This is a genomic window from Enterobacter sp. Bisph1 (assembly GCF_000814905.1).
Lineage (GTDB): Bacteria > Pseudomonadota > Gammaproteobacteria > Enterobacterales > Enterobacteriaceae > Kosakonia.
Genome location: NZ_JXAG01000050.1, coordinates 13,679 through 38,335, shown reverse-complemented (window position 1 = coordinate 38,335; position 24,657 = coordinate 13,679). Strand labels below are relative to the sequence as shown.

The 24,657-nt window shown below is 48.4% G+C and carries 26 protein-coding genes and 3 pseudogenes; 12 read left to right on the top strand and 17 right to left on the bottom strand.

Annotated features, from left to right (window positions below; translation table 11 throughout):
- Positions 1-26 precede the first annotated feature (26 nt).
- Positions 27-734 carry a CTP synthase C-terminal region-related (seleno)protein gene (locus RW65_RS17845; RefSeq protein WP_039058148.1) on the bottom strand — a complete coding sequence of 236 codons (708 nt, stop codon included), beginning with the start codon at positions 732-734 and terminating at the stop codon, positions 27-29.
- A 153-nt stretch (positions 735-887) separates the two neighbouring features.
- Between RW65_RS17845 and RW65_RS17840 the strand changes: the two genes are divergently transcribed.
- On the top strand, positions 888-1,400 hold the full coding sequence (locus RW65_RS17840) for a 2-thiouracil desulfurase family protein (RefSeq protein WP_039058147.1): 513 nt from the start codon (positions 888-890) through the stop codon (positions 1,398-1,400).
- Positions 1,387-1,734: a DUF488 domain-containing protein gene (locus RW65_RS17835; protein ID WP_039058146.1), complete on the top strand. Its 348-nt coding sequence runs from the start codon at positions 1,387-1,389 to the stop codon at positions 1,732-1,734. The genes RW65_RS17840 and RW65_RS17835 overlap by 14 nt, the downstream gene beginning before the upstream one ends.
- Here RW65_RS17835 and RW65_RS17830 read toward each other — a convergent pair.
- Positions 1,731-2,036 (bottom strand): hypothetical protein, encoded by a 306-nt coding sequence (locus RW65_RS17830; RefSeq protein ID WP_039058145.1) that lies wholly within the window; start codon positions 2,034-2,036, stop codon positions 1,731-1,733. The two genes, RW65_RS17835 and RW65_RS17830, sit on opposite strands and share 4 nt — an antisense overlap.
- Before the next feature lie 90 nt (positions 2,037-2,126).
- Complete coding sequence (locus RW65_RS17825; protein ID WP_039058144.1) at positions 2,127-2,360, bottom strand: putative hemolysin; 234 nt, start codon at positions 2,358-2,360, stop codon at positions 2,127-2,129.
- 328 nt (positions 2,361-2,688) lie between these two features.
- Between RW65_RS17825 and RW65_RS17820 the strand changes: the two genes are divergently transcribed.
- Both RW65_RS17820 and RW65_RS17815 read left to right on the top strand, forming a co-directional pair.
- Positions 2,689-3,717, top strand: a complete 1,029-nt coding sequence (locus RW65_RS17820) for a sensor domain-containing diguanylate cyclase (protein WP_039058143.1) — start codon at positions 2,689-2,691, stop codon at positions 3,715-3,717.
- 269 nt (positions 3,718-3,986) lie between these two features.
- Positions 3,987-5,813, top strand: a complete 1,827-nt coding sequence (locus RW65_RS17815; RefSeq protein WP_039058142.1) for a sensor domain-containing phosphodiesterase — start codon at positions 3,987-3,989, stop codon at positions 5,811-5,813.
- A gap of 453 nt (positions 5,814-6,266) precedes the next feature.
- Here the strand turns inward: RW65_RS17815 and RW65_RS17810 are convergent, their stop codons facing one another.
- Both RW65_RS17810 and leuE read right to left on the bottom strand, forming a co-directional pair.
- Positions 6,267-6,521, bottom strand: coding sequence for a hypothetical protein (locus RW65_RS17810; protein ID WP_039058141.1), 255 nt, complete (start codon positions 6,519-6,521; stop codon positions 6,267-6,269).
- 173 nt (positions 6,522-6,694) lie between these two features.
- Positions 6,695-7,333 (bottom strand): leucine efflux protein LeuE, encoded by a 639-nt coding sequence (gene leuE / locus RW65_RS17805; RefSeq protein WP_039058140.1) that lies wholly within the window; start codon positions 7,331-7,333, stop codon positions 6,695-6,697.
- A gap of 172 nt (positions 7,334-7,505) precedes the next feature.
- Here leuE and RW65_RS17800 point away from each other — a divergent pair, with 172 nt between their 5' ends.
- Positions 7,506-7,745 (top strand): DinI family protein, encoded by a 240-nt coding sequence (locus RW65_RS17800; RefSeq protein ID WP_039058139.1) that lies wholly within the window; start codon positions 7,506-7,508, stop codon positions 7,743-7,745.
- A gap of 101 nt (positions 7,746-7,846) precedes the next feature.
- On the opposite strand, the gene RW65_RS17795 is transcribed toward RW65_RS17800, so the two are convergent.
- Positions 7,847-8,326 carry an anti-virulence regulator CigR family protein gene (locus RW65_RS17795; RefSeq protein ID WP_039058138.1) on the bottom strand — a complete coding sequence of 160 codons (480 nt, stop codon included), beginning with the start codon at positions 8,324-8,326 and terminating at the stop codon, positions 7,847-7,849.
- 1,122 nt (positions 8,327-9,448) lie between these two features.
- Between RW65_RS17795 and RW65_RS17790 the strand changes: the two genes are divergently transcribed.
- Positions 9,449-9,685 carry a hypothetical protein gene (locus tag RW65_RS17790; RefSeq protein WP_039058137.1) on the top strand — a complete coding sequence of 79 codons (237 nt, stop codon included), beginning with the start codon at positions 9,449-9,451 and terminating at the stop codon, positions 9,683-9,685.
- Between the two features lies 1 nt (position 9,686).
- Positions 9,687-10,424, top strand: a complete 738-nt coding sequence (locus tag RW65_RS17785; RefSeq protein ID WP_072037791.1) for an ankyrin repeat domain-containing protein — start codon at positions 9,687-9,689, stop codon at positions 10,422-10,424.
- Between the two features lie 215 nt (positions 10,425-10,639).
- On the opposite strand, the pseudogene RW65_RS22230 reads toward RW65_RS17785, so the two are convergent.
- A pseudogene (locus RW65_RS22230) lies at positions 10,640-10,819 on the bottom strand (transposase); the annotation flags it as partial.
- 1,059 nt (positions 10,820-11,878) lie between these two features.
- On the opposite strand from RW65_RS22230, the gene RW65_RS17775 reads away from it, so the two are divergent.
- Entirely contained in the window at positions 11,879-13,207 is a 1,329-nt protein-coding gene (locus RW65_RS17775; RefSeq protein ID WP_052250341.1) for a glycoside hydrolase family 28 protein, read from the top strand.
- A 416-nt stretch (positions 13,208-13,623) separates the two neighbouring features.
- Entirely contained in the window at positions 13,624-14,019 is a 396-nt protein-coding gene (locus tag RW65_RS17770) for a hypothetical protein (protein WP_039058136.1), read from the top strand.
- A 42-nt stretch (positions 14,020-14,061) separates the two neighbouring features.
- Here the strand turns inward: RW65_RS17770 and RW65_RS17765 are convergent, their stop codons facing one another.
- From RW65_RS17765 to icd, 10 genes and pseudogenes are all read right to left on the bottom strand, one after another.
- Complete coding sequence (locus RW65_RS17765) at positions 14,062-14,286, bottom strand: hypothetical protein (protein WP_039058135.1); 225 nt, start codon at positions 14,284-14,286, stop codon at positions 14,062-14,064.
- A 527-nt stretch (positions 14,287-14,813) separates the two neighbouring features.
- Positions 14,814-15,275, bottom strand: coding sequence for a DUF3828 domain-containing protein (locus RW65_RS17760; RefSeq protein WP_231564408.1), 462 nt, complete (start codon positions 15,273-15,275; stop codon positions 14,814-14,816).
- A complete protein-coding gene (locus RW65_RS17755; protein WP_039058382.1) occupies positions 15,272-15,640 on the bottom strand; it encodes an NlpC/P60 family protein in 369 nt (122 codons plus the stop codon). The genes RW65_RS17760 and RW65_RS17755 overlap by 4 nt, the downstream gene beginning before the upstream one ends.
- 275 nt (positions 15,641-15,915) lie before the next feature.
- A pseudogene (tnpA, locus tag RW65_RS22225) lies at positions 15,916-16,187 on the bottom strand (IS200/IS605 family transposase); the annotation flags it as partial.
- A gap of 138 nt (positions 16,188-16,325) precedes the next feature.
- On the bottom strand, positions 16,326-16,565 hold the full coding sequence (locus RW65_RS23175) for a phage holin (RefSeq protein ID WP_052250340.1): 240 nt from the start codon (positions 16,563-16,565) through the stop codon (positions 16,326-16,328).
- A 196-nt stretch (positions 16,566-16,761) separates the two neighbouring features.
- Positions 16,762-17,421, bottom strand: coding sequence for a hypothetical protein (locus RW65_RS17745; RefSeq protein WP_197058907.1), 660 nt, complete (start codon positions 17,419-17,421; stop codon positions 16,762-16,764).
- Positions 17,387-18,351, bottom strand: a pseudogene (gene ssp4, locus RW65_RS23265) (Ssp4 family T6SS effector). The gene RW65_RS17745 and the pseudogene ssp4 overlap by 35 nt, the downstream one beginning before the upstream one ends.
- Before the next feature lie 279 nt (positions 18,352-18,630).
- Complete coding sequence (locus RW65_RS17735; protein WP_039058132.1) at positions 18,631-18,927, bottom strand: phage holin, lambda family; 297 nt, start codon at positions 18,925-18,927, stop codon at positions 18,631-18,633.
- A 1,386-nt stretch (positions 18,928-20,313) separates the two neighbouring features.
- The gene (locus RW65_RS23400; protein WP_082022465.1) at positions 20,314-20,709 is read right to left on the bottom strand and encodes a DNA-methyltransferase; all 396 of its coding nucleotides are present in this window, start codon (positions 20,707-20,709) and stop codon (positions 20,314-20,316) included.
- A 220-nt stretch (positions 20,710-20,929) separates the two neighbouring features.
- Positions 20,930-22,180, bottom strand: coding sequence for an NADP-dependent isocitrate dehydrogenase (icd, locus tag RW65_RS17720; RefSeq protein ID WP_039058129.1), 1,251 nt, complete (start codon positions 22,178-22,180; stop codon positions 20,930-20,932).
- A 187-nt stretch (positions 22,181-22,367) separates the two neighbouring features.
- On the opposite strand from icd, the gene rluE reads away from it, so the two are divergent.
- Genes rluE through mnmA form a run of 3 tightly spaced genes read left to right on the top strand, consistent with a single transcriptional unit; the run spans position 22,368 to position 24,650 of the window.
- A complete protein-coding gene (gene rluE / locus RW65_RS17715) occupies positions 22,368-23,015 on the top strand; it encodes a 23S rRNA pseudouridine(2457) synthase RluE (protein WP_039058380.1) in 648 nt (215 codons plus the stop codon).
- 14 nt (positions 23,016-23,029) lie between these two features.
- Positions 23,030-23,488 (top strand): NUDIX hydrolase, encoded by a 459-nt coding sequence (locus RW65_RS17710; RefSeq protein ID WP_039058128.1) that lies wholly within the window; start codon positions 23,030-23,032, stop codon positions 23,486-23,488.
- Between the two features lie 55 nt (positions 23,489-23,543).
- A complete protein-coding gene (gene mnmA, locus RW65_RS17705) occupies positions 23,544-24,650 on the top strand; it encodes a tRNA 2-thiouridine(34) synthase MnmA (RefSeq protein ID WP_039058127.1) in 1,107 nt (368 codons plus the stop codon).
- The last annotated feature ends 7 nt before the right edge of the window (positions 24,651-24,657 follow it).

The window sequence follows — 24,657 nt, the reverse complement described above, 5'->3', positions numbered from 1 at the left end:
CGCGTTCTGCCCCTGCCACGCTGATCTTATTCACAAGCCGCGCGCAGCATCGCCTGCACCAGCGGTACCGGACGCCCGGCAAGCGCCGCGCGTTCGTGCTGGAACAGGGTGGCGACAAAAAACGGGTGCGTCACCAGTTCCACGGCGCGGATATCGCCCTCTTCATCCCAGCCGGTGACGCGCAAATCGCCACTCTCCAGCTCACGGGCAAACGCCTCATTAACGCCAAAGCTGCAGCGGTAAGCTTCTTCAATTTCCTCGCGGCCATAAGCACGGGCTATCAAGGTGTTGGGGCGCAGTTCGATAGCGCCGCTCTGATCCACCAGCGCGCAGGCCAGCGGCGAAATAACCATTCGACCGCTGGTTTCCGTCTCCGCGTGGGCCGCATCGCTCCAGCCCAGCACATTACGGGCATATTCAATCATCGCATGCTGGAAGCCGCCGCAGGTGCCGAGAAAGGGGATCGCGGTTTCACGGGCGTATTTAATGGCGATAAATGCGCCACTGGCGTTTTTATAAGGGCTTCCCGGCACCACCCAAATGGCGTCGTAGCCCACCAGATCTTCATCACTGTTAATTTCGCTGGTGTGCAGCCAGTCGTAATCGGCGGTAATCTCCAGCACGGCGGCGGCATCATCAATCGCCAGCGGAATAGCCTGATGCGCCACAATGTCATGACTGTAATCACCGACCAGAGCGATGCGTAACGTTTTTTTCGGGGGAATATGCTGCATGGAAGTGTCCTTATGCCGGGGCAAATAACGAGTAACATAAGGAACATCACCTTAGCTGTCTTTTAATGTAATCACAACAACTTAAAATTAGCGGCTATACATCACCAGTGTTTATGAAAAAATAGCTTTTCGGTCATAAAAACGGCAAATCTTATGCAGCAGAGCAACCTTCTCGTCAGCGCCTGCCTGATGGGTTTAAAAGTGCGCTACAACGGCAGTGAGAAAACTGCGCTGCAGGGGCTATTAGCGCGCTGGCAGCAGGAAAACCGTTTGATTATTCACTGCCCGGAACTGGCGGCCGGGCTGCCGGTGCCGCGAAAAGCGGCGGAGATTGTCGCCGGTGCCGGTGCGGATGTATTACGCGAGCAGGCACGGATTATCGAAAACGACGGACGGGATGTTACCGCACACTATCAATTAGCCGCGTGGCTGGCGCTTAGGGCCGCGCAGGAAAATGGCTGTCGCGCCGCCCTGCTTACCGATGGCAGCCCCACCTGCGGTAGCCAGTTTATCTATAACGGCACCTTTAGCGGTACGCGGCGCGAAGGGATGGGCGTGGCCGCCGCGCTGCTTGAAGCGCACGGTATTCGCGTATTTTCCGATCGGCAATTACCGGCGCTGTTGGCCTGGCTCGAAGAGACGGAGCGTGAAAATGATTCACTGTAAACGGGTCTATGATCCTGCAACCGCGGAAGATGGCTACCGGGTACTGGTCGACAGGCTGTGGCCGCGCGGCATCAAGAAAAGCGAGCTGGCCTGCGATGAGTGGAACAAAACCCTCGCCCCTTCAACCGCGTTGCGCAAAGCCTTCCACGGCGAAGCCGTTGATTTCGCCGCATTCAGCGAACGCTACCGTGATGAGCTTGCCACCCAGCAAGCGGAAGGCCGGGCGCTGGCGGCACGCGGCAAAACCGGCACCGTCACGCTGCTGTATGCGGCAAAAGACACGCAGCACAACCACGCACGGGTGCTGGCTGAGTGGCTGGGTACGCTGGGTTAGTCCAGGACGCGTTCGAGAACGTCCTGCGGCTCGATGTCCGGCTGAAGCGGCATCAGATGTTCTGCGCGCACAAAAGCAAAACCGCGCTGACCATCAAAGGCGGTCACATCGCCGGTCACCAGCCATAATGCGCGGCTGGCGCTGCGCGGCATTTCGGTGACCACGCCGTTTACCGGATTAAGAAAACGCTCGCCGGGCTGGCATAGCCCGAAAAGCTCAACGGATTTACCAATATTACTGCGGCCATTGGCGGTTTGGGCGCCGATAATTAGAGCCGGGCTGCCCGGACGTAGCTGGAACATACTTCTCTCATGCGCTCCCGCGCCAGGTTAAATTAGGATAATTCTGAGTGCGAAGTGTACCCTGGCAAACCCGTTATTGTCACTCTCCCCTTAGGGGTGATCGCGCCGCCAAAGGGCCCATTCATCGATCGTTTCTCCGCCGGGCAATTTGCACTCCGTACGAACGCCCTGCGGGCTTTGTACCGGTACGCGCTCGCCGCCCCGTTGCTGGCAGTAAATGGCCGCCGGGTTCGCCATACCGATTTGCGGATGACGGGAAGGTTCAGGTTTTGCCGCAGAACAGGCCGCGAGAACCACAGGAAATGCCAGTAACCAGTAACGCATCATTTTTCCTTAGTGAAGGGTTGAACGCCCAGCAACCATAGCGCTGTGCAGGCGTTATCTCCATGATTTCTCCATTCTAACTGCACTTTTCCTCGATATAGTTTCCCTGTTCTCACCCATGACCAGAGAACATCATTCCGTAATCAATGCGTTTTTGCCCCGCTTCATCAACGGGGCTTTTTTTTGCTCCCTGCCCCTTTTTCACCTCAGCGTTCCCCGTGCCAGGATATTCAAATAAGGTTTTTCATGATTTAATGTCGCGCAGTCTAAATTTTCAGCTTTAATGTCCATGAATAAGCATGACCTGGACACAGGAGTAAACTAAGTAATGTCCGATTACATTCTCGCGCGCGTTTCTGAAACGCTGTCGAAAGAGCAATCCCTTGAAGGTCTGGTGCGACAGTTGCTGGAGATGCTTGAAACAGTAACCGACATGGAATCGACTTACTTAACAAAAATCAGTGACGATTTTCGCCTGCAACACATCCTCTATTCCCGTAACACCAAACAACTTGCTATCCCGGAAGGCTTTTCCGTCCCGTGGGGCGATAGCCTGTGTAAACGTGCGCTCGACGATAACTGCATGTTCAGCAATGAAGTTGCCAAACGCTGGCAGGATTGCGAAGCCGCACAGGCGCTGGGTATCACCACCTATTTAAGCACCCCGGTGCATCTGACGGACGGCTCGTTGTACGGAACCCTGTGTGCCGCCAGCAATGCGAAAAAGAATCTTAGCGTACGGGGACAACAAGTGCTGGGCCTGTTTGCTGGCTTAATCGCGCAGTTTATTGAAAAGGAGTTTCTCCTCAATCAGCTGCGTGAAGCCAACGTTGCGCTGGTTGCCCACTCCTATACCGATGCGCTGACGGGCTTACCCAATCGCCGGGCCATTTTTGAGAACCTGGCAGCGATGTTTGCCCTCGCCCGTCACCGGAAAACCCATGTGATTATCGCGTTTATCGATTTGGATAATTTCAAAGGAATTAACGATCAGTTAGGCCACGAAGCCGGCGACAAATTTCTCATTGAAGTTGGCAAGCGGCTGCTTATGGGACGCGAAAAAGGGGATATTGTCGGCCGTCTTGGCGGCGATGAGTTTTTAATCGCCTCTCCGGGCGCACCGTTGACGCAGCCGCAGGTCAGCTCGCTGCTGTCGTTGCAAAGCAGTATCGACGCACGCATTACCGGCAATTATCAGCTCGGGAAACACGCGATTTTCTATCCCGGTGCCAGCATCGGCGTGATTGAAATTAACCCGGAGCACTTTGATGCTGACGCCGCATTACATGCGGCAGATGAAGCAATGTACCAGGTGAAAAAGAATAAAGTAAAAAAACCCTTTATTCCTCTCAATTAAGCGCATCGGCAGCCGTCGGGGGCTTGAGAAAAATCTTATTTTCCTCTATTTCTAATACCGTTTATTTCTGGCGATTTTCGCCAGCGAAGGAGTTTTCGTGAGAAAGACAACCATCATTATGCTTATCGTGGCAATTATCGTCGTGGCCGGAACCCAATTTGGCTGGTGGTAAACCCGCGAGGAATTTTTATTAGCCGGATGCTTGCAGCGCATGATGGAGTCATCTGAACAGAACCCCATAGTCTCATTGATTTGGGCAGGAGCTGGCTATGTTCACTGGTCTCAAAAAAAGCGAAAGCACTCGGCTAGCCGCGCTGGAATTGCTCAGTAAAGAGGATGATTCCCGCGATGCAGCGCTGGCCGAATTTGCGCGTCTGGCATCTGAAGTGATGGGCGTTGAGGGCTGTTTTATCACAACGTTTGATGATATTTACCAATATATCAAATATGTTAAAAACGTACCGATAGAGCATGTCAAAATTCGTATTGAACACACCATGTGCCAATATTCGCTGCAGAGTTGCCAGACCGTTATTAGTTCGGATACCCGCCTTGATGATCGTTTTAATCAGCAACCGCTGGTGAAAAACGGCAATATTGTTTTTTATGCTTCAGCGCCGATGATAAATAAAGAGGGTACGGTGCTCGGCACGTTATGCGTAAGCCATCCTGAAACCTGTACGCCTACCTCACGGCAGATAACTAATTTCCAGCGCGTTGCCGCCCTCGCCACCGTATACCTTGAATCCTGTTACACCCACGGTCTGATTGATGCCCTGACGGGTTTGCCGAATCGCCCGTTTTTACAAAAGGAGATGGAGCGTCTGACGCGGGAGAAAGCGAGCGGTAGCTACGCATTAATGATTTTTGACTGCCTTGATATGCATCGCGCCTATGAGTTATCCCGCTATTTGGGCGTGGAAGCGCTGGAAAAGATGCTGCGCAGCTTCGGGTCGCTGCTGCGCCAGCGCTTAAGGCTGAAAGATGAGACCACGCTGTATGCATTTACCACCGGCCGATATGCGGTGCTGGTGGAGACAAATTATGCGCTAACGCTGGCAAAACGGGCGGAAAAACTGCCCGGTATTAAGGCCACAGTTACCGGTGACATAGATATCAATCTGACGGTACATGCAGGTTACGTGAAGTTTTCTCCCGCCGAAGACAGCGTGCCGGAGATCGTACGCCAGGGTATTAGTGCATTGCATGAAGCGATGCGCGAGAAAATTCGCGTCCTGCAGTTCAACCCGATCCTCGATCACAAGCGTAATAGAGATTTTAAGCTGCTGTACGATCTCAGCGAGGCGATTAAAGCGGCCGACCAGCTCCATCTGGTTTACCAACCGAAAATATCCCTGTGCAGCGGGAAAACCGAGGGCGTGGAAGCGCTGTTGCGCTGGACGCATCCCCAGCTCGGCCCGGTTTCACCGGCGGTGATTGTAGCGCTGGCGGAAAAAACGACCCTGATGTCCGACCTGACGCAGTGGGTAATCAGATCGGTAATTGCACAGCTGAAACAGTGGAAACAGCAAGGAATCCAGTTGCCGGTGTCGATTAACGTGACAGTGAGTGATTTTTCCCATCCTGGCTTTGCCGACGAGCTGGAAAATACGGTACTGGCGGCCGGTCTGTTTACCTCGGATATTCATATTGAGTGTCTGGAAACCGAGAAAGTGCTGGAAAGCGACACGGCGCTGGAAGAGCTCGATCGGCTCAGACTGCACGGTTTTACTATTTTGCTCGATGACTTCGGCGCAGGTTATAGCAATATCAGTTATTTGCGTCGCATCCCCATTGATGTGATCAAACTTGATCGCTCGCTGGTAAGCCAGGTGACTACCGACACCGGCAGCCGAATTATTGCCCGCAACGTCATTATGATGCTTAAAGAACTGCATTATGTGGTGCTGGCCGAAGGGATCGAGGATATTGAAACCGCGCGCATGCTGGAAGAGTACGGCTGCGACGAAGCGCAGGGATATCTCTTCTCGCACCCCCTCGCCCCGGAAGAGATTGCCAACTGGCTGGCGGACAGCAGGCCGTTTCGTCTGCTGGCGAGAAGCAATAATGAACAACAGCCGCAATATGACGCTTAGGGCCGGCCAGCGCCAGCGCCTGGCTGCACGAAAAAATATAATGTTTGTGGAAGGCAGAATGGCGTTTTTAACCGGCTGGCAAGCGCATTCCTCGCTGTCAATCAGTAAGGGTGATGAATTAATAACCTGATCATAAATTTTATGAATCTATTAACGGAAAAATTTGCGTTTGTACACTTTTCGCCCGCAGGGTATAAAGTGCGCAAGTGACGGATATACGATTTAATAAAGTTAAACTTTTTCGCTGGCAGTTTTGGTGTCGAAACTGCCATCTTTTATTGCAGACACGCTTCCCCCTCAGAGACAAATTCCGCTTCAAGCTATTCCTTCTTTTCCTGGTTGTGTTCACCCTGTTTGTTTAGCGCGTGCAAGGGCCTGAAAGGCAAAGCCAGTAATAAGAGACGGTATACGTAAGCTCACCTTATTACGGGCGAGCCACGTAGAGAGAGGGGTTTAATGCGTGCCGAGGATCTGACTGATGGCATCCTGTTCTGAAAGCCCAATGGCCGTTATCAGAACCTCCATCGATACATCTTGCGTATGATTAAACAGCGTTGCGTCACTGCTGGTCTGCAAAGCGCCGGAGACGATATCGCCCCTTTCGACATCGTAATCTCCCTGCAGACTGGCGATAGCAAACGCTCCGTTTTCGTCGCGAATAACAATAAAACCATTGCGGTGTTCGTGATGAACGACAGTACCTTTCATAAGAAAAATCCTTGCGCGGGTGGTCAGTTCAGATTAGCTGAATCCAAAGCGAGCGGAAACGTTCATCGCTTTATTTAGTGAAGCAGAGAACAGTTCCGCGATAGCTTTCTGACTGCGCGCTAACGGTTTCGCCCGTAGGAAAAGTAAATGGGCCTCTTACCTGCATAAACGCTTCAGGATTGCAGCGTTGCCAACCGCGCGGCGAAGCCGACAAAAACCAGCCCCAGCAGTGAATTACCCAACCGGGTGAGCTTTTTCTTGGTTCTGACCCACTGAGTTAGATACGAGCCGGAAACGATCAAAAAGCTAAAATAGCAAACGCTAATTAGCTCGAGCGTGCTGGCGAGAATAAAGAATGACATTCCGGGCCGGGCGTAGGCAATGTCAATAAACTGCACGAAGAAGGAGACATAAAAGAGGATCGCTTTTGGATTAGTCAGGCTTAATATCAGTGCACGTTTGAAAATATCCCCTTTGTGCACCTCATCCTCGCCCTCCTGCTTCGCCCCGCGTTTCAGCGTGCTGTAAACCATTTTTATGCCGAGGTAGAGCAGATATAACGCGCCAAGATAGCGCACAATATTAAACAGCAGCGGCGTGGTTTTAATCAGCGTGGCGACGCCCGCATAGGCTAAAAACATTAATAGCGCATCGCCAAGAAAAACAGCGCTGGCGGCAACATAGCCATTTTTAACACCATGCGCAACGCTGGTTTTTAACACAAAGAAGGTATTCGGCCCCGGCAGTAAAATGATGAAAATCGCGCCAATAAAATAGGACCAGTAACTCAAAACGCCATATTCCGCAAACACAACCACTCCATAACAACCGCTTCGACAATAAGTGGCCGCAACATTAGCATACGGCGCCCGATTGATGCAGGCAAAAAATCTCTACGTAACAGTTGCTTGCATTCTCCCCTTGAATACTGGCTTTTCATCCAGTATAAGTACTGGACGAAAAAACAGTAAAAAGGGCTTCCTTGTGTTTGTTGAACTGGTTTATGACAAGCGTAACGTTGCGGGATTACCCGGCGCGAATGAGATTATCCTGGCTGAACTGACTAAGCGCGTACACCGCATTTTTCCCGATGCCGCTGTACGGGTTAAGCCGATGCAGGCCAACGGCCTGAACAGCGATGCCAGTAAAAGCGATCGCGAAAAGCTCAACCGTATGCTTGAAGAGATGTTTGAAGAAGCCGATATGTGGCTGGTGCAGGAATAACTTGCGCTACGCAGTAGCGCGAAGAAGCGGGGCTTGAAGGAAGGGTTGTGCCCTCTGATTACCCCGCTTTGCACAGTGATTACGTTGAAAACGCCTCGCTGTTAGTCAAAAACCCCATTGATAATCGCCGTGACAATCGCGGTGCTTAGCGCAACCAGCACCAGATCCTGACCGACGATACGCCATTCATAGCCGGGATAATAAGGCAACTGACCCAGCATCGATGCGGGTACCGCTTTTTTGGCGATGCCCGGCGGTAACGGTTTGCCACGGGCAAGGTTTTTTGCAATCCCCGGCGGCAGCGATTGATAGCCCGTCAGGCCGTAATTTACCGCCAGAGAACGGGCGCGCGAGACGCTAATATCCGATTCGACATGCTCCGGTTTGCCGTAATTTTTACCCTTACCCTGCGTATCAGAAGAGAAGTTATTTCCCTTATTGCCATGATTCCCACTGTTACCGTGGTTACCGCTGTTGCCGTTGCCATTACCGTTACCGGGATTGGCCAGTACCGGCGCGGAAAGGACCGAGAGTGAAACCACCGCCGCCAGAGCAGCATTAAGAGTGCGACGCGTAAACATGAGGTTGATACCTTTCGAGTAGACACGGTATAAGCATATCTTGTAATAAAACTCCTCACCATCTTGCCGAGCCTGATTTTTGAATCATCGCGAGACTAAAAGAGGCGCTATCGACTGCCATATTTGTATAATTCATCACCTGAATGCCTTATTCGTGATAATCGAGTTAATAAAAACCAATTTTTTCAATAAGTTAATGTATCCATTTCTGCAGCAACCTGATCTACGGTCTCGGATTAGTCACTATGTATCAGCAGTTAATACTATCGCTTTTTCAATAATGTTATTTTTATATAATTTATTAATAAACCAGCTACGTTATGGTTGTTCTGATTTATACCGCATTGATTGTTAGCGATTCTTTTTCATTTATTAATTATCATCTCCCTCTCCATTTAGACTATTATCTTTCGTCAGATTGAAGCAGCAAGCGCTAAAAACAGGGATGAAATTTGCGATTGAATCGCCCTATCCTTAAGGAACCATTGGCTTATTCAAGTGCTTATTAATTCAATTTTTTGTAGCTGCGAGTAAGTTTTCAGATGCTAATGCACCAACAATTTTTTACCAATTAAATTTATCGGACAATAATTAAACGAGTTAATGAGTTTTTCTTTGCCTTTATGACAAACTATCTGGAGCTGTTTATGGGCATCAGCAGAATACTTTTGGCATCTTTACTGTAAATCTCTGCAAAAATTTATATACTCTATATCGAAACGGGTAGGAATTTGTTAGCAGTTAGACTTCCACTATCCTATAGGTTAGTCATTCCTGTTCAGGAGAGCAAATGCATAACGGCGTGTCCCGGGAGTCGGTAACATGACAAGTTACATGTCACTAACTTACATTCTTGAAGAAAAAGTCGCTCCGTTGCGGTTTTCATTTATTATTCATCCGCAACTTGCAGTGCAGAGAATCAGAACGATGCCTCCATCTTCGTTGAGCTCTATGTTTAGCCGTCAGGACACACACGTTTCGCTCACGTAATGGTGCCAATCCCAATCAAGTAGGTCGCGATATACGTACTGTAGCTACAGTTGATCTTGAGCGTGGCGCTATGGTGGCAATTGATGACAGCTTCCGTTTTCTGAAATATCCGCCTATAGAGTTAATGGGGAGATGCTTACTACGATTCAAGAAGTTAGTATTAAAGATCTAATGGATGCGAATTTTGACACATCCTTTTTTGCACTGAAAGCGGGAGTTTCAAATATGTTCCCTGATGCCATAGGTAAACCTACCGGTCTCGCAGGGGGTACAGGAAATATGCTTGATAAACACGGTATGACACAGGTAATTGAATGTATCGAAGCACAAAAGGATGAGGATATTGGAATCATTAAAGACAGGATATAGTATGAAAAAAATCATATTCACAATAGTGTTCTCTTTTCTGTTTGTACTATTATCGGCGTGCAATGATATGAAAAAAATAGACCCTGAAAAACATTTCTCTGGTCCACAGCTAGTTTTAGCAAAGGCTATCCAAACGGCAGATCGTGAGTCCGTTCTCCACCTTTCAAAAAAAACCGATTTGAACTCACCAGGAAAGGAACAACTAACACTGCTATTTTTTGCTCTAAACGAAGCGATGTACAATAATAATCCAACCAATCGACTAGATATCATCACCGAACTTGTTCGCGCAGGAGCAGATCCTCAGCAAGCACAACCGAACATGCCGGGAACACCCGCTCAAATGATGGCGATGGGTGATAAAGACATATGGTTAAAAGCCATGCTCGATGGCGGGCTTGATCCTAATTCTCGAGATAAGCTTCTCAATGTTCCTCTTATTTATTCAGCGTTAAGTTCAAAAAATACTGACACGCTTGCACTTTTAATCGAGCGGGGTGCCGACGTAAATACGCGAGATACTTTAGGTAATACGCCCCTTGTTGACGCTTTTTTTAAAGCAGATTTGGATAAAGTTAATTTTCTGCTGGAACATGGAGCGAACCCTAATCTGGTAAATAAGCAAGGACGTGACTTTAAGCAGATAGTTGACAAGCATCTGTTGCAAATTAAACAAGATACAGATTACTACAAAAACGTCTTAAAACTTAAAGAGAAAGTAAATAATTTACCCAAATGAGAGGCTGGCAGGACCCAAATATATTGCATTGGGTCCTGCAGCGTGAGATAAATCCCTCGGAATTCTTTTTTCTTTTAATCATATACCTTTGTAATAACGTCTTTGCACCCACATATCTGAGCAAGAAACGTATAATACTATGTTCATGATACCTTAACCTTTTTAGATGAGTGACGAAAAAAAATGTGGCCTCCCTATATTAGATACAACGATCAGTCAGTAATGTTGGTTTGTCGCTTCACTTCAGACACTTCAATGCTGCCACAGTTCTTACGCAAGGTGTAGAAGATCGCATCGGAGATAGCGTACTTGCGGCAAAATTCGCGGGCAGAAACCCCAGCTTCACCTTCACGTAGGATAATAATGATATGTTCCTCGGATAAACGCTTTTTTATGGCGATGTCCTCATATGACTAGTTTAGGCATTATGAACATCGGCGTGTATTAATCAACGGGGGCAGACCAGCAGTGTTGAGTAGAACACGTAAATATGAACTTGATACTCTGCAGATAAACACTGGTTATAAATTTGTGTTGTGTTTAAAGTTTGGACCCTATCGCGAACTCTTTTTTCCAGAACATAAAATGCTTAACCCACTAACAGGTGGGCAAGAACATGGGTTAAAGCTTAATCGCGTCGAAAACGTTTCCTGGTTAAGAACTATTGCTGCTGCAGGGCTATTTGTTTTCGTGAAATAAGGTTGAATAAATTGAAGGCGATTATCTTTGTACACATAACGGTATTAAGACATTTAATGCTGATTGCGTTAAAAATCACCCCCAAAACGGAACCAATAAGATCGTAAAGCCCGCCTTCAGCACTCGTTATGCAGGAAATAAGTACATATAAGAAGAAAACGACCGCGATAAGCGCAGTAAACCACACCACACTGAAGAAAGTCCTCAGATTGACATGCGCATAAAAACGAGCGCTTAGCATGATTAGTGTTTGATTATCTGCTGTTTTCAAGCATGCAACTCAGTAAGAAAACCCCATTAGTTAACCCGCAAATTATTAGCTGACTCACATTTTTTGACGATTGAGTGCTCTATGATTCTGAGCCTTTATGGTGTTTAGGGGTACGAAGACTCACGTTAATGGTTTTCGACGCTGTTGCCAAAATTTCAGTGACATATAATTTTCTGATGTGTTGCCAGCAGGTAAATGGAACGCCTTAAGGACAGCAAAATAGTGGCGACAAAACGTGGGAAGCGTGCGGAACAGAACGTGTTCACGCTGTCATATACGGTGAAAAGCAGCTTAACGGGCCACGAATGTCTATGCCGCAGAATTTAAACGCGGAGCGGAGTAAGCAATCCATCGGAACGACCAATCAATGGTTCGCCTCATTGGCGAGATATGTTCCTTTCAGATATGACTCATTCAACTCTCTAACGGCCCACGACCCGCACCATGAAGTTTTTGAGTATAAGACGAATGACAATGAGGCCTTATGAATAAATCTATACTGGCGTTGATATGCTGTGGCGCCGTTTCATCCTTTATAGCGCAGGCTGCGCCAACTTCCTGTACTCCTGAAACCTTTGGTGGTAAAGGCGATGGCAGAACCCTCAATACCCATGCTATCCAGCAAGCGATTCAGCAATGCAGCGAACGCGGCGGCGGCACGGTAACGTTATCCTCGGGCGTATGGCTCAGCGGCCCGCTGCAGCTTAAAAACAACATCACACTGCAGATCGATAAAGGCGCAACACTGAAAGCCAGCAATCAGGAAGGCAAGTTTTTGCAGGCTTTTATTGGCCAGCCGGCACGCGCGAACGAAGCATTCATTTTTGCCAGTGACGTACACAATATAGCGATAACCGGCGGTGGTACGCTGGATGGTGACGGTGAAAACACCTGGTGGCCAGAGGCGATGAAAATCCGCGCTGAATTACGCAGCGGCAATACCAAAGCGTTTACCGATCGTTTCCCTGGCATTCCGCTGGCAAACGGCGCGCCTCGCCCGTGGTTTGTTGAATTCAATAATGTTACCGATGGCAAGCTCGAACAAATACACCTGACTAACTCACCAATGTGGAATATCGTTATCCGCAACAGCGCCAATATTAAAGTGCACGAAGTCAGTATTAATAATCCGACCACCTCGCCAAATACTGATGGCCTGGATATTGTCTCGTCGCGCAATGTGACGATCTCAAAGATGGATATCCAAACGGGGGATGACAACATTGCCATTAAATCTGGTCTGGTACCGGGAACGGCTGCGCCATCAAAAGATATCATCGTGCGTGATTCGATCATGCGGGACGGTCACGGCATTTCGGTCGGCAGCGAGACCGCCAATGGCATTGGCCGCGTGACAATCAGAAATGTCACATTCATCAATACTGAAAACGGCGTGCGTATTAAATCCGCACGGGATCGTGGAAACACCATCGGTCCGCTGGTTGCGGATCGCTTGACGATGACGAATGTCGCGACGCCGATTCTGGTGACCAATAGCTATAGCGGTCAGTCCGGAGCCAAAGGCAACACGCTTATTTCCGCGCTGGATAACGCGGAGGTAACGGCTACAACGCCTAAAATCAGCGGCGTCAATATTTCACATCTAACGGCCACCAACGCGGAGCACGCTATGGTCTTTAGCGGTTTGCCGGAATCTACGGTGCAAAATGTCTCACTTAGCCATATCGATATCGAAGCAAAATATGGCGTGCAGGCACGCTATGTGAACGGGAAAGGGACTGAGGTACAGATCAAAACCCAGCAAGGCCCCGTACTGGAACAAGGCCCGCAAACTGCTTTGAAATTTAACTGACGGCTAGCCTGGGGTGTGTGTCACTCCGGGCGTTTTGACCTCAACTCTGAATATATTTGTCGAACCATTCACCAGAACACAGCTGTACTGAAAACCTGGATATCTACCTGCTCAGAACACAGATTTAAGCACAACAAATAACAGACCGCTGGCTGAACATTACCGCGAATGCTCCTATGAATATCGGGATAATCGGCCCCCGGAAGCATACCTGCTGATAGCCGAAAGCCCGGAAATTTTAATAAGTGCGGGGGAAAACAAACAAGACTATTTGCAAAATAACTTTCACCCTCGTTTTGCGTAGTATTACCGTTATTAAAAATTAATGGGTTGACCATTATATTTTATTAATTGAAAACGTATCCTATGTCTACACAATCCATTCCTCTTCGAGTAACAAAAAGGATTCATTAGATATGTTAAAGAATTTTGTTTTTGGCGCAGCCCTGATTTTTGTCACCACAACCGTTAATGCCGGATGCTGGATTGTTGAAAATCTTAGTGGTACAGGTTCCAGTCAGTATAATCAGTATGAGTTCAAAAAAGATGGTTATGCCGGGAAAACGTTTGTTATTAATATTGATAAACATAGCCCATCCGTTACCGATAGTATCATGACCTATACCGTTATCAGCCCTACCTCAATGGTAGGAACTTATGCTACCGATCTGGGCCTTACTATTCAAACCTGGCAAGTTTCTACTGATGGCACAAAAGCGTTTATGACTATCAACAGGTCAAACTCCAGTAACGTTTTACAGGACGCAGTTGGAGCATTTGTTGGTGATATTAAAGGTAAATGCACCATTTAGATGAGACACATGCAAATGCGCCCTGTGATGAAGGTGGTACAGCTAGCAACAATTTTCAGCTAACCAATCCGCCGCAGCGCGCAGTTGTTTAATGGCCTCGTTTTTCGCCAATTTTTCTAACTCAACAAGCTTTGCTTCATGCTGGTAAGGCAACTTCAGATACAAAGACACGTTTTCACCACCCGAATCGGGATCGGTATATATCGTCACTTCTGTATAGACAGCATTTCCCTTTACACGTGTGAAATTGCCGATTTCTATTTCCATAGCTCACTCTAGTAAGATGCATTGAATCATAATTATACATCAATGTAGCTGCTCGTCTTGATGACCATATTACCGGATAATTATCGCTGAGGTTTGGCTCGGCAATGAAGTGCAGTCCCCATTCTTATTCCACCCGCTTCCGTCATTTCTGCGGTCTCAAGCCATTCATCTTTACTGGCTATTACAGTAGTCGTTTGCACAGGAGGCCACGCAAAGTTAATTACGGGCGCTGCGTTAGCACCCTGCGAAAAAAAACCGGGGCAGCTATCGCTATCTATACCGCTGTGCCACTTGCCTATGTAACGCTTGCAGTACGCAAAAAGGCTATTTCAGGGATGGGGCAGACCTGGAAGATACGCTCATCGTCGCTATCGGAGCCGCAGCGATCTTCTTCGCAATGCGCCCAAATCGCAATTAAATGCACCATGACGTGGGTTCGGCAGGCTGGTGCGCATCCTTGCAGCTAAATCATGCGCTGTAATTTTGCCCGTGTCGCCACGGGCTTTTTGACCGGATAAGGCAAGATTTCAATTGAGTTTTTGCTCAATATGGTTTCCGGCATCAATAACTCGCCAAATTTTCCATTCGCCCTCTTCCTGCCGGGTCCAGACCTGCAAGTGCTTATATTTATTATCCTGTATCCCCAACCAGACATCCAGTTTCATACTCTGCCCATCACGATGCGCAGGTGATACTTTCATACGGGGTATCCACGCAGGATCATAGTCCTGAGCATAGATAAAATAATCTGCCTCAAGTAGCTCTTGCTCAGGCATTTCATAAATAGCGGCTATCCGTGCCAGGAGTTTTTTTGACACCCACTTATGCATTTTATCCATTTTGATAATGTCACCGGAGGACGTATTATCGTACTCATGTAAATAAAATGAATAAAAATCAGTCATGCTTTTCTGAATATCAGTCTCAGTATTTGCACTGGCAAAAGGGAAATAAATAGCCAGTAACAACGTAAGCAGGTAACGCATCATTTTTTCCTGTAAATTACATAAGGAGGACGGAGTTGCCGGTATTTCGGCCCCGGATACATATCTCGTTGTTTGAAATCAGAATACCATGTTTTACCATCGTACATCGTCATATGACCGATTCCGTTACCCCCTTTGTAAGGCTGGATAATCGCAACATCGCCCTTTTCTGGAGATGTTGACTGTGGCAGTGCAACGAACCCGGCTTTTAATAAAGAGTCACCATAATCCTTAGCATAATCTGTCCGGATAAGATTGATGCCTCCCGCCGCTATGGCTCTCCTCGTAAATTTTGCACAGTCAGAATGTGATTGCGGGAGGACATGTTTCACTATGTAATCAGCCGCCGCATCTTTATCCCACCCCATAAAAATCCCTCTGAAAACAACAAGTTTGAATGTAATGCAAAGCGCTGCAATGCTACATGACTTTAAAGGACGGCGAATAAGAGTAATCTTATTTTCACCCCTTCGTCGTAATAGCTGCCTGGCCCCATTGGGCTGAGGTGTCACGTTATCGGATTTCTCAATCACAACGCCCTGTCGCTTAGCGCAGTGCTGGCAGAGACTTGGCATTGTGGTGTTCGGCACTCCGTTTATTTTCATCTTCCTTTTACGCAAATTGGCCTTCAGCTGAGCAACTTTTTACTGCCATAGTGGCCGCCCAATAACTTCTTTCTTATGCGTGGGAAACGAGTGTAGATCCTGATTGCGCTGGGGCCTTTCAGACGCCCTATCAGGGTTGATATCGAGATTGCCGGGGGGACGATTACTTCAAGGTGTACATGATCAGGCTGAACATTTAGCTCCAGAACCTCATAATCCTTTATTCCGCAGAGAATGTTTATTGTCCTGTAAAGTTCTCGCCCAACTTATCTTTCAGGATCCAGAAGCGGTACTTTTGTGTCCAGACGATATGATATTTATAACGCTAATAGACATGTGATGAACACCTGTAAAGTCCAATGTCGATTTGTCTCTTTTTACTTGTGGTGAGTAAGAAGAGATAAGCCAGCATGAGCATTTTTAAGGCTTTAGTTTACGGGATCAATCATCACCTCCCAATGAGATGGTTTAGAGGAGACAAATAAACGGGAACCCGCCGGCCCCGCTCTTGTTTAACCCAGAAATAGTAGTGTTTTCCTTCAACGTGTTGCCGGATGCTCGCAAGAACACCTATAGCAGCCCATTGTAAGGGCGATACTTTATCGAGTAGCTGGAGCACCCAATACCCTCCATTTGCTCCAGCAAAGCCGTAGCTCACACCGGTTGTTAGTTTGTCCATTCGATACATGCTCTCACCTTCGAAGCTGTCGGGGTGCTGTGCGTAAAAGGGGTTCAGGCCTTCGGGCTACATTGGCAAAGGAGTCATCTGAGGGTGATTCCCGGGGCCTGAAAATGAAAAAACCGCCGATATTTTGGCGGGTTTTGTTGTTGCGAAGATTTAACTTAATCGCGGATGTTTTTGGTTGATAAAACTTAAAGTATTTCTACCGTTTCGTTGCCGTCAGCGTTTGCTTCCCACGTTTAGACAACTCGCGCAATATACGATTATGTAACCCAACCGCCGTAGACTTCACGAACCAGGGACTGTTCAGGCATGTAATGCTAAGCGCAATAAAAATCAAACCCAGGACAGATCCAACTAAATCCCCGATATTTCTATCACTGCCAGTCAGCATAAGGGTATAAGCTGATATAAAATATATAACAGCAACCAATGCTACGAGCAATATCACAGCCACATGCCATTTCAGCGCAAAGAAATTACCGCGGGCGATAAGGAACATTAATGGCATAAAGAACACACAAAATGTAAGACCGCAAAAGACCGTGCCAACGATTGAATAATGCTCAGGCCAGCCCAGCCATTCAGAGATCGAGTCCCACAGATAGCCCTGAGAGATAGCAAAGCAAAAAACTGCAAAAATACCGCTAAAAGTCAGTGGCAGAACAATTTTGTACCATTCAGCAAAAATATCTATATCAGCGATCAGACGATTTTTCAGTGATTCAAGCCCATGTATGTCATTCGTCTTAATTTCTTTTGCAACTACCGTAGTAAGTGCAAAGCATTTTTTGAGATTATTTAGCATTGCAGGTTCAATTACTTCCTTAAATTGAAAATGATTGTATGAGACCAAATACATACTGCCCGGACTTCTGCACATTTTGTGGATTTCTTAGCGTTCCAGAAAACGCACTCCCGGTAAACGCAGAAGAGTCGGTAACAGTCTTCATTAATTCGTACTGAAGCGATTTTTGTAATGCTTCTGCAGGGTAGCGTGTGGGATATGCCCCAGCTCTTATAAGAGCTTTAACACCTTCATTGGATATACCTGGATTCTTTGCGCGAATTATTTCAATCGTTATCCGTTTACGTTCAGGTCTACTTAAACCTTTGAGCCATTCAATGGCCTTTAAAGAGGATGAGCTTTTCATCATCCGATATATCTCTACTGTCTTGGTTAACCCGGCACCGGCACCAGCAAGGGAAATGATATCCAGAGCTGTTACCGTCGCCGTATACCATCCCTGAGAATCCAGCCAGGCAACATCATCTTCATTCCCATTATGAATGTAAATTAAACGTCCCGCACCAATAAAGCATTGAGCGCCGGTTGCTAAGCTACCAGCTATCATTACACCAGCAATATACCCGGTTGCCGCGGCTGTAAAAGGTATAAAGAAAGTGGACGTCATGGCAAGAACCGCCGTTGCGACCATAGCCCCGCATGACATCGCTGTTGAAGTAATTTCTGTCGCCAGAGAAGGTGCCTGATCGCCTTTGCTGTCGCCTATGTCGCACTCTGCGGTGAAGTATTGCTGACCTTCGTAACGATAATATGAGTTACAGTACTTTGAGCCGGGTTAGCAATTCGTCGGGACGGCCTGACCAGCCACTGGTTCAGGCCATTAGAGTAAATAATGCCAGCCTGGTTGAAGTCCCGCCTGCAATCCAGTTGTTTCGCCAGAGCATGTAAATCGAAATCAACAGGACCTGGCCCACCCCACGTTTGCGGTCTGTTAAACGAAGGAAGGTTGTCTGCTGAATTCCGTCCTGACAAATAGTCTGACATTACTTAACTCCTTTTGGATCCCTGTCGGCTTGGTAAACAAGAGTAATGTGCCCTACTATCAAAAAAAATCAGGATTAGTTCTTAATAAAAGATTTGCAACAAAAGATCATGAACACAGGCACAGAATAAACTATCTAGCTCATAGTGCTGGCTTTGTCCATGAAATGAAAAACAGAACGGGTTATTCATCAGTCCTGGTAAACTGTTGCTTTATTTCTGATACAGTCTGGTTGAATCGTTCGTCTTCGAGCTCTACCCCAATCCCTCTTCTACCGAGTGCTATATTGCTGCCTTTATCGTTGAGCCTGAGCCCATAAAGAAATCTGTCCCAACATAGCCAATAAATACGCTGGCTATGTACGTCAGATTTTTAGCCATGCCGAATAAGTCCAGCAGGTCACGTGCGAACCAGGCAATCATCGCGCACATGGTCGCATCAATTAGCGTTTTCACAATCGGGCCACCGTTATAGCGCCCCCGTAGATGCGCCATAGCGAACGCCAGCATTGCGCCAATACACAGCTTTTTTGCATGCAGTAATGCAGCGATGAAATCTTCTTTGTAGGGCATTTTCATAGTCTCTCACCTCGCGTTATTTGCGGGTGCTGTGTGCATGGGATGATGTGGGCTTCAGTTTTTTTGAATAAGCTTTTGAATTTAGGGGCGAAGATGGATGTGGCAACGCAATTGCGAAAGCTGTAAATTAATCACACTAAGTATCAGGGTAAAATTTTCTACTAAGGATCGCTTAATGAAAAATTCAGGTACGCAGCATTATTGGCGCTGAGCTTTAATGCTTTAGCAAGTTACGAAAACTGTAACATCGTAAATGGCAAAATCACTTCCTGCGATGGCGCGGGGCAGTCCGCTTCAGTTCCAGTGCTCAAGGATGGCGTCTATTACAATTGCAAAATCCTTAATGGTGGCGTTTTCAGCTGTGACGGCTGGTATGAGGATTCAGCGCAAGTAAAAACAAGCGATGGGGATTATGAAGAATGCAATATTGTAAATGGCAGAGTTTTCAGCTGTAACACATGGTCTCAAGGTAGTGTCGTCGTTGAACCATAACTCTCTATAAATTATAGACTATCTACCTGACAGGCGCTTGGTGAAGTGACCTACTTCCCGTTTCTTAAATGCTGCAATTGCGTAGCTTTGCCATAAACGCCCCCCAACTAAGATTCATCTTAAATGACGATGGTAAACTCAGGCCTAAAATGCTCTGCGCGCAGTGCAAACAATACTCTGGCATTTCACAACTGGAAGTTAAAAATGAAGATTCACATTGTAACTCTGATAGCTTGCGCAATTTTACTTCAAGGATGTTCAGCTTTTGACAAACATCATGGTGTTAATTGGGGTGATGGAACATGCCCGGCCCCGACTGCGAGCGAAATTGATAAAGGTCACCTCAAGATTGAGGATGGCAAAACTCTCAAATGCCAGATCAGACCTTACGTCAGTAACATGGCTTGCCAGGGTATAACTGACAAAGTCAATACAGATGGGGTGATATGCCAGAATGGCGTGGGGGCAAACATATTATTCATCTTCGACAGCAACGGCGTGCTAAAAAGTCATAAAAGGCTCTAATCAGCTGAGCTTGCAGGATACCCCATATGACAATCCTTCATCCTTTATAGGATGAAGGAGTTTTAACTTAAGCACCCCTAACGCACATGCACCCCAATCCTGCCCTGTTCTGACAACTCATCTCGATTCTGTCTTTGCGTGTCGACACCTCGCGTTTTCTTAATACCTGCCGCTCACGCTTGTCGTTTGGTAATTGTGTGTAACAGTTAAATCTCCTCACTGTGGCTCCTACCCACACCATGAGATAGCTCAGGGTTGAGCGCGTCGAGAAGATAAAAATAGCTGAAAAGACCCGCATTATTCCTTTTGCTCTTATTTAGAAGACATTTTTTCATTATCAAGCCCACCCGCAGATGAGAGCCTGGATGACTACTTGCGGCATCGCTCAATCTTCATATGACCATGGCGAATGCGACGTTTTACTTCGCCGTTCATTAGAAGAACGCGCCCATTATCATCACATACGATATCCACCACCTCACCTAAGTTGTCGTCGGCGGTCTGACAGCGTTTGACTTCTTCACCGTTGATTTCGATATCTGCGGCAAGGCGATGACCGCAAAACAAGTAAATGCTTCCCGCTGGTTTGAGGACTCTCCAGAACTGCGCCAGGCATCCATCGAGCCACTTTAAATAATCTTCGTCCCCCTTCCACTGATTGTCCCAGCCGTTCGGCTTAACCTTGAAATATGGTGGGTCAGTAACTATCAGATCAATATAGTTATCAGGAAGGGTTACGATGTTATGCAGGCAGTCAGCATTGATTAAATCAACATTGTTTAAATTTACAGTATTCTTCTTAAATCAGTCAGCGGGACTCTGATAGGCTCATTATGCTTTTGCGCTAAAGCAGTTGGCCGTGGTTCGCTTGTGACCTATACCATGAGCGAATGGCTGGTTAAGTGCTACAACACCCACCAGCCGCCCATTTCCATAAAAAACGGGAACCCTTCGGCTCCCGTTCTTATTCAATCCACGAAACGGATTACATGTTCGCGATAATCGCGTCGCCAAACTCTGAGCATTTCAGCAGCTTAGCGCCTTCCATCAGACGTTCGAAGTCATAGGTCACGGTTTTCGCGTTAATCGCACCGCTCATGCCTTTCACGATCAGATCGGCCGCTTCAGTCCAGCCCATATGCCGCAGCATCATCTCCGCAGAGAGGATAACCGAACCCGGGTTTACTTTATCCTGACCGGCGTATTTCGGTGCGGTGCCGTGAGTGGCTTCGAACAGCGCACATTCGTCGCCGATATTCGCGCCAGGGGCAATACCGATACCGCCAACCTGCGCCGCCAGGGCGTCAGAAATATAGTCACCGTTAAGGTTCATACAGGCGATAACATCGTATTCAGCCGGGCGCAGCAGGATCTGTTGCAGGAACGCATCGGCAATCACATCTTTAATGATGATCTCTTTACCGGTTTTCGGGTTCTTGATTTTCTGCCACGGACCGCCATCGATCAGCTCGCCGCCGAACTCTTCGCGTGCCAGCTGGTAGCCCCAGTCTTTGAACGCGCCTTCGGTGAACTTCATGATGTTGCCTTTGTGCACCAGCGTAACGGAATCGCGATCGTTAGTGATGGCGTATTCAATCGCGGCGCGCACCAGACGCTTAGTGCCCTCTTCCGAGCACGGCTTAATGCCGATGCCGCAATGTTCCGGGAAGCGAATTTTCTTCACGCCCATCTCTTCGCGCAGGAATTTAATCACTTTTTCAGCGTCGGCAGAGTCGGCTTTCCACTCAATACCGGCATAAATATCTTCTGAGTTCTCACGGAAGATGACCATGTCGGTCAGCTCAGGGTGTTTTACCGGGCTCGGCGTGCCTTCGTAGTAACGGACCGGACGCAGGCAGATATAAAGATCCAGCTCCTGGCGCAGGGCAACGTTCAGAGAACGAATACCGCCGCCAACGGGCGTTGTCAGGGGGCCTTTAATCGCAACGCGGTAATCGCGAATCAGATCAAGGGTTTCCGGCGGCAGCCAAACGTCCTGGCCGTAAACATGGGTAGATTTCTCACCGGTATAAATTTCCATCCAGGAAATTTTACGCTCGCCCTTATAGGCTTTCTCCACAGCGGCATCCACCACTTTCAGCATCGCCGGAGTCACGTCCACACCGATTCCGTCACCTTCAATAAAAGGGATAATCGGGTTATTTGGCACGTCGAGCTTGCCATTTTGCAGGGTGATTTTCTTACCTTCCGCCGGAACAACTACTTTGCTTTCCATTCACCTCTCCTTCGAGCGCTTCTGGTTGTTTGCTCGCTGACATCTATGCCGGGGCGCTCAGACTGCGTCCGCTCACCGGTTACGTGAATCACACAGAGCAAACCGTTTATTGTTAATGAATTGTAATGAGCCCGAACATACTAACCGATAGTCCGGCTCCATGAAAGGCAATCATGATTCAGTTATAATGCGGCAATTGATAACCACTGAAAATACCATGAATAAAACTTCTGAAAGAAATCACCGCCTTAAGCGATTCAGCTCACGGCAAGCCACCAGTAAGAAGGTACAAGCCGGGGCAAAGCGGGTGATTTTGTTTAATAAACCCTACGATGTTTTGCCACAATTCACTGACGAAGCCGGGCGCAATACGCTGAAAGATTTTATTCCTGTGCAGGGCGTTTACGCCGCCGGTCGTCTCGATCGCGACAGCGAAGGGCTGCTGGTCCTGACCAATGACGGCGCGCTGCAGGCGAACCTGACGCAGCCTGGCAAACGCACCGGCAAAATTTACTACGTGCAGGTTGAAGGCGAACCGACCGTTGAAGCGATTGAAGCGTTGCGTAACGGCGTAACGCTTAACGATGGTCCGACACTGGCGGCGGGGGTTGAGCGCGTAGCGGAGCCTGAATGGTTGTGGCCGCGCAATCCGCCCATTCGCGAGCGCAAAGCGATTCCGACCGCCTGGCTGAAAATCACCCTTTATGAAGGCCGTAATCGCCAGGTGCGACGCATGACGGCGCATGTCGGCTTCCCTACTCTGCGTCTCATCCGCTACGCTATGGGCAACTACACGCTGGATAATCTCGCAAATGGCGAATGGCGTGACGCTTAATCAGGGAGGCGGTAATGTTTAAACCCCATGTCACCGTGGCTTGCGTGGTGCACGCGCAGGGTAAATTTTTGGTTGTTGAAGAGACTATTCGCGGCAAAGCGCTGTGGAACCAGCCCGCAGGCCATCTTGAAGCGGACGAAACCCTGTTGCAGGCGGCAAAACGTGAGCTGTGGGAAGAGACCGGCATTCGCGCCGAACCGCAGCATTTTATCCGTATGCACCAGTGGCTGGCACCGGATAACACGCCATTTTTACGTTTCCTGTTTGCCGTAGAACTTAACGAAATGTGCGCCACCGAACCCCATGACAGCGATATCGACTGCTGCCATTGGGTGACGGCTGAAGAGATTCTGAACGCGCCAAACCTGCGTTCGCCGCTGGTGGCTGAGAGTATCCGCTGCTACCAGAGCGGCAAGCGGCTGCCGCTGGAGACCATTGCGGAATTTAACTGGCCATTTACAGGGGATGCCTGAGGCGCAAGCCCGTGATAGAATACGCCGCCCTGAAGTTCTAAGTCGTGAGTATTCTATGTCTGATAGCCCAAAAAAAGTGATCGTCGGCATGTCCGGCGGTGTCGACTCTTCCGTTTCCGCTTACCTGTTGCAACAACAGGGTTATAAGGTGGAAGGCCTGTTCATGAAGAACTGGGAAGAGGATGACGGCGAGGAATACTGCACCGCCGCGGCGGATCTTGCCGATGCGCAGGCCGTGTGCGACAAGCTTGGCATTGAGCTTCACACCGTCAATTTTGCCGCAGAATACTGGGACAACGTGTTCGAACACTTCCTGGCGGAATATAAAGCCGGACGCACGCCAAACCCGGATATTTTGTGCAACAAAGAGATTAAATTTAAAGCCTTCCTTGAGTTCGCCGCCGAAGATCTGGGTGCCGACTACATTGCGACCGGCCACTATGTACGCCGCGCCGACGTCGACGGCAAAAGCCGCCTGCTGCGCGGCCTGGATGGCAATAAAGATCAGAGCTACTTTCTCTACACCCTCGGCCATGAGCAGATTGCCCAAAGCCTCTTCCCCGTCGGCGAGCTGGAAAAGCCGCAGGTGCGTAAAATCGCCGAAGAGCTGGGTCTGATTACCGCGAAGAAAAAAGACTCTACCGGTATCTGTTTTATTGGCGAGCGCAAATTCCGCGAATTCCTCGGCCGCTATTTGCCCGCACAGCCCGGTAAGATCCTCACCGTCGACGGTGAAGAGATCGGCGAGCACCAGGGGCTGATGTATCACACCCTGGGTCAGCGCAAAGGGTTGGGGATCGGCGGCACCAAAGAGGGCAGCGAAGATCCGTGGTATGTCGTCGATAAAGATGTTGAAAACAATATTCTGATTGTCGCCCAGGGTCACGATCATCCACGTCTGATGTCGGTGGGACTTATCGCTCAGCAACTGCACTGGGTCGATCGCCAGCCGATCAAAGGCACGCTGCGCTGTACGGTAAAAACCCGCTACCGCCAGCAAGATATTCCCTGTACCGTGACCGCGCTGGACGATGACCGCATTGAGGTGCGTTTCGATGAGCCGGTTGCCGCCGTTACGCCGGGGCAATCTGCCGTCTTCTACCTCGATGAGGTGTGTCTCGGCGGCGGTATTATTGAACAGCGCCTGCCGCTGCCCCTGTAATAAAAAC

Bases quoted from the DNA above. Each gene is read 5' to 3' on its own strand.
- RW65_RS17835 (WP_039058146.1), top strand. From the start codon at position 1,387: ATGATTCACTGTAAACGGGTCTATGATCCTGCAACCGCGGAAGATGGC.
- icd (WP_039058129.1), bottom strand. From the start codon at position 22,180: ATGGAAAGCAAAGTAGTTGTTCCGGCGGAAGGTAAGAAAATCACCCTG.
- RW65_RS17845 (WP_039058148.1), bottom strand. From the start codon at position 734: ATGCAGCATATTCCCCCGAAAAAAACGTTACGCATCGCTCTGGTCGGT.
- RW65_RS17755 (WP_039058382.1), bottom strand. From the start codon at position 15,640: ATGGGGTGGGATAAAGATGCGGCGGCTGATTACATAGTGAAACATGTC.
- RW65_RS17760 (WP_231564408.1), bottom strand. From the start codon at position 15,275: ATGATGCGTTACCTGCTTACGTTGTTACTGGCTATTTATTTCCCTTTT.
- RW65_RS17825 (WP_039058144.1), bottom strand. From the start codon at position 2,360: ATGCGTTACTGGTTACTGGCATTTCCTGTGGTTCTCGCGGCCTGTTCT.
- RW65_RS17820 (WP_039058143.1), top strand. From the start codon at position 2,689: ATGTCCGATTACATTCTCGCGCGCGTTTCTGAAACGCTGTCGAAAGAG.
- RW65_RS17810 (WP_039058141.1), bottom strand. From the start codon at position 6,521: ATGAAAGGTACTGTCGTTCATCACGAACACCGCAATGGTTTTATTGTT.
- RW65_RS17735 (WP_039058132.1), bottom strand. From the start codon at position 18,927: ATGAAAATGCCCTACAAAGAAGATTTCATCGCTGCATTACTGCATGCA.
- RW65_RS17770 (WP_039058136.1), top strand. From the start codon at position 13,624: ATGTTAAAGAATTTTGTTTTTGGCGCAGCCCTGATTTTTGTCACCACA.
- RW65_RS17710 (WP_039058128.1), top strand. From the start codon at position 23,030: ATGTTTAAACCCCATGTCACCGTGGCTTGCGTGGTGCACGCGCAGGGT.
- RW65_RS17840 (WP_039058147.1), top strand. From the start codon at position 888: ATGCAGCAGAGCAACCTTCTCGTCAGCGCCTGCCTGATGGGTTTAAAA.
- RW65_RS23175 (WP_052250340.1), bottom strand. From the start codon at position 16,565: ATGTATCGAATGGACAAACTAACAACCGGTGTGAGCTACGGCTTTGCT.
- RW65_RS17785 (WP_072037791.1), top strand. From the start codon at position 9,687: ATGAAAAAAATCATATTCACAATAGTGTTCTCTTTTCTGTTTGTACTA.
- RW65_RS17795 (WP_039058138.1), bottom strand. From the start codon at position 8,326: ATGTTTACGCGTCGCACTCTTAATGCTGCTCTGGCGGCGGTGGTTTCA.
- RW65_RS17790 (WP_039058137.1), top strand. From the start codon at position 9,449: ATGCTTACTACGATTCAAGAAGTTAGTATTAAAGATCTAATGGATGCG.
- mnmA (WP_039058127.1), top strand. From the start codon at position 23,544: ATGTCTGATAGCCCAAAAAAAGTGATCGTCGGCATGTCCGGCGGTGTC.
- RW65_RS17765 (WP_039058135.1), bottom strand. From the start codon at position 14,286: ATGGAAATAGAAATCGGCAATTTCACACGTGTAAAGGGAAATGCTGTC.
- rluE (WP_039058380.1), top strand. From the start codon at position 22,368: ATGCGGCAATTGATAACCACTGAAAATACCATGAATAAAACTTCTGAA.
- RW65_RS17815 (WP_039058142.1), top strand. From the start codon at position 3,987: ATGTTCACTGGTCTCAAAAAAAGCGAAAGCACTCGGCTAGCCGCGCTG.
- RW65_RS17775 (WP_052250341.1), top strand. From the start codon at position 11,879: ATGAATAAATCTATACTGGCGTTGATATGCTGTGGCGCCGTTTCATCC.
- RW65_RS17745 (WP_197058907.1), bottom strand. From the start codon at position 17,421: ATGTATTTGGTCTCATACAATCATTTTCAATTTAAGGAAGTAATTGAA.
- RW65_RS17830 (WP_039058145.1), bottom strand. From the start codon at position 2,036: ATGTTCCAGCTACGTCCGGGCAGCCCGGCTCTAATTATCGGCGCCCAA.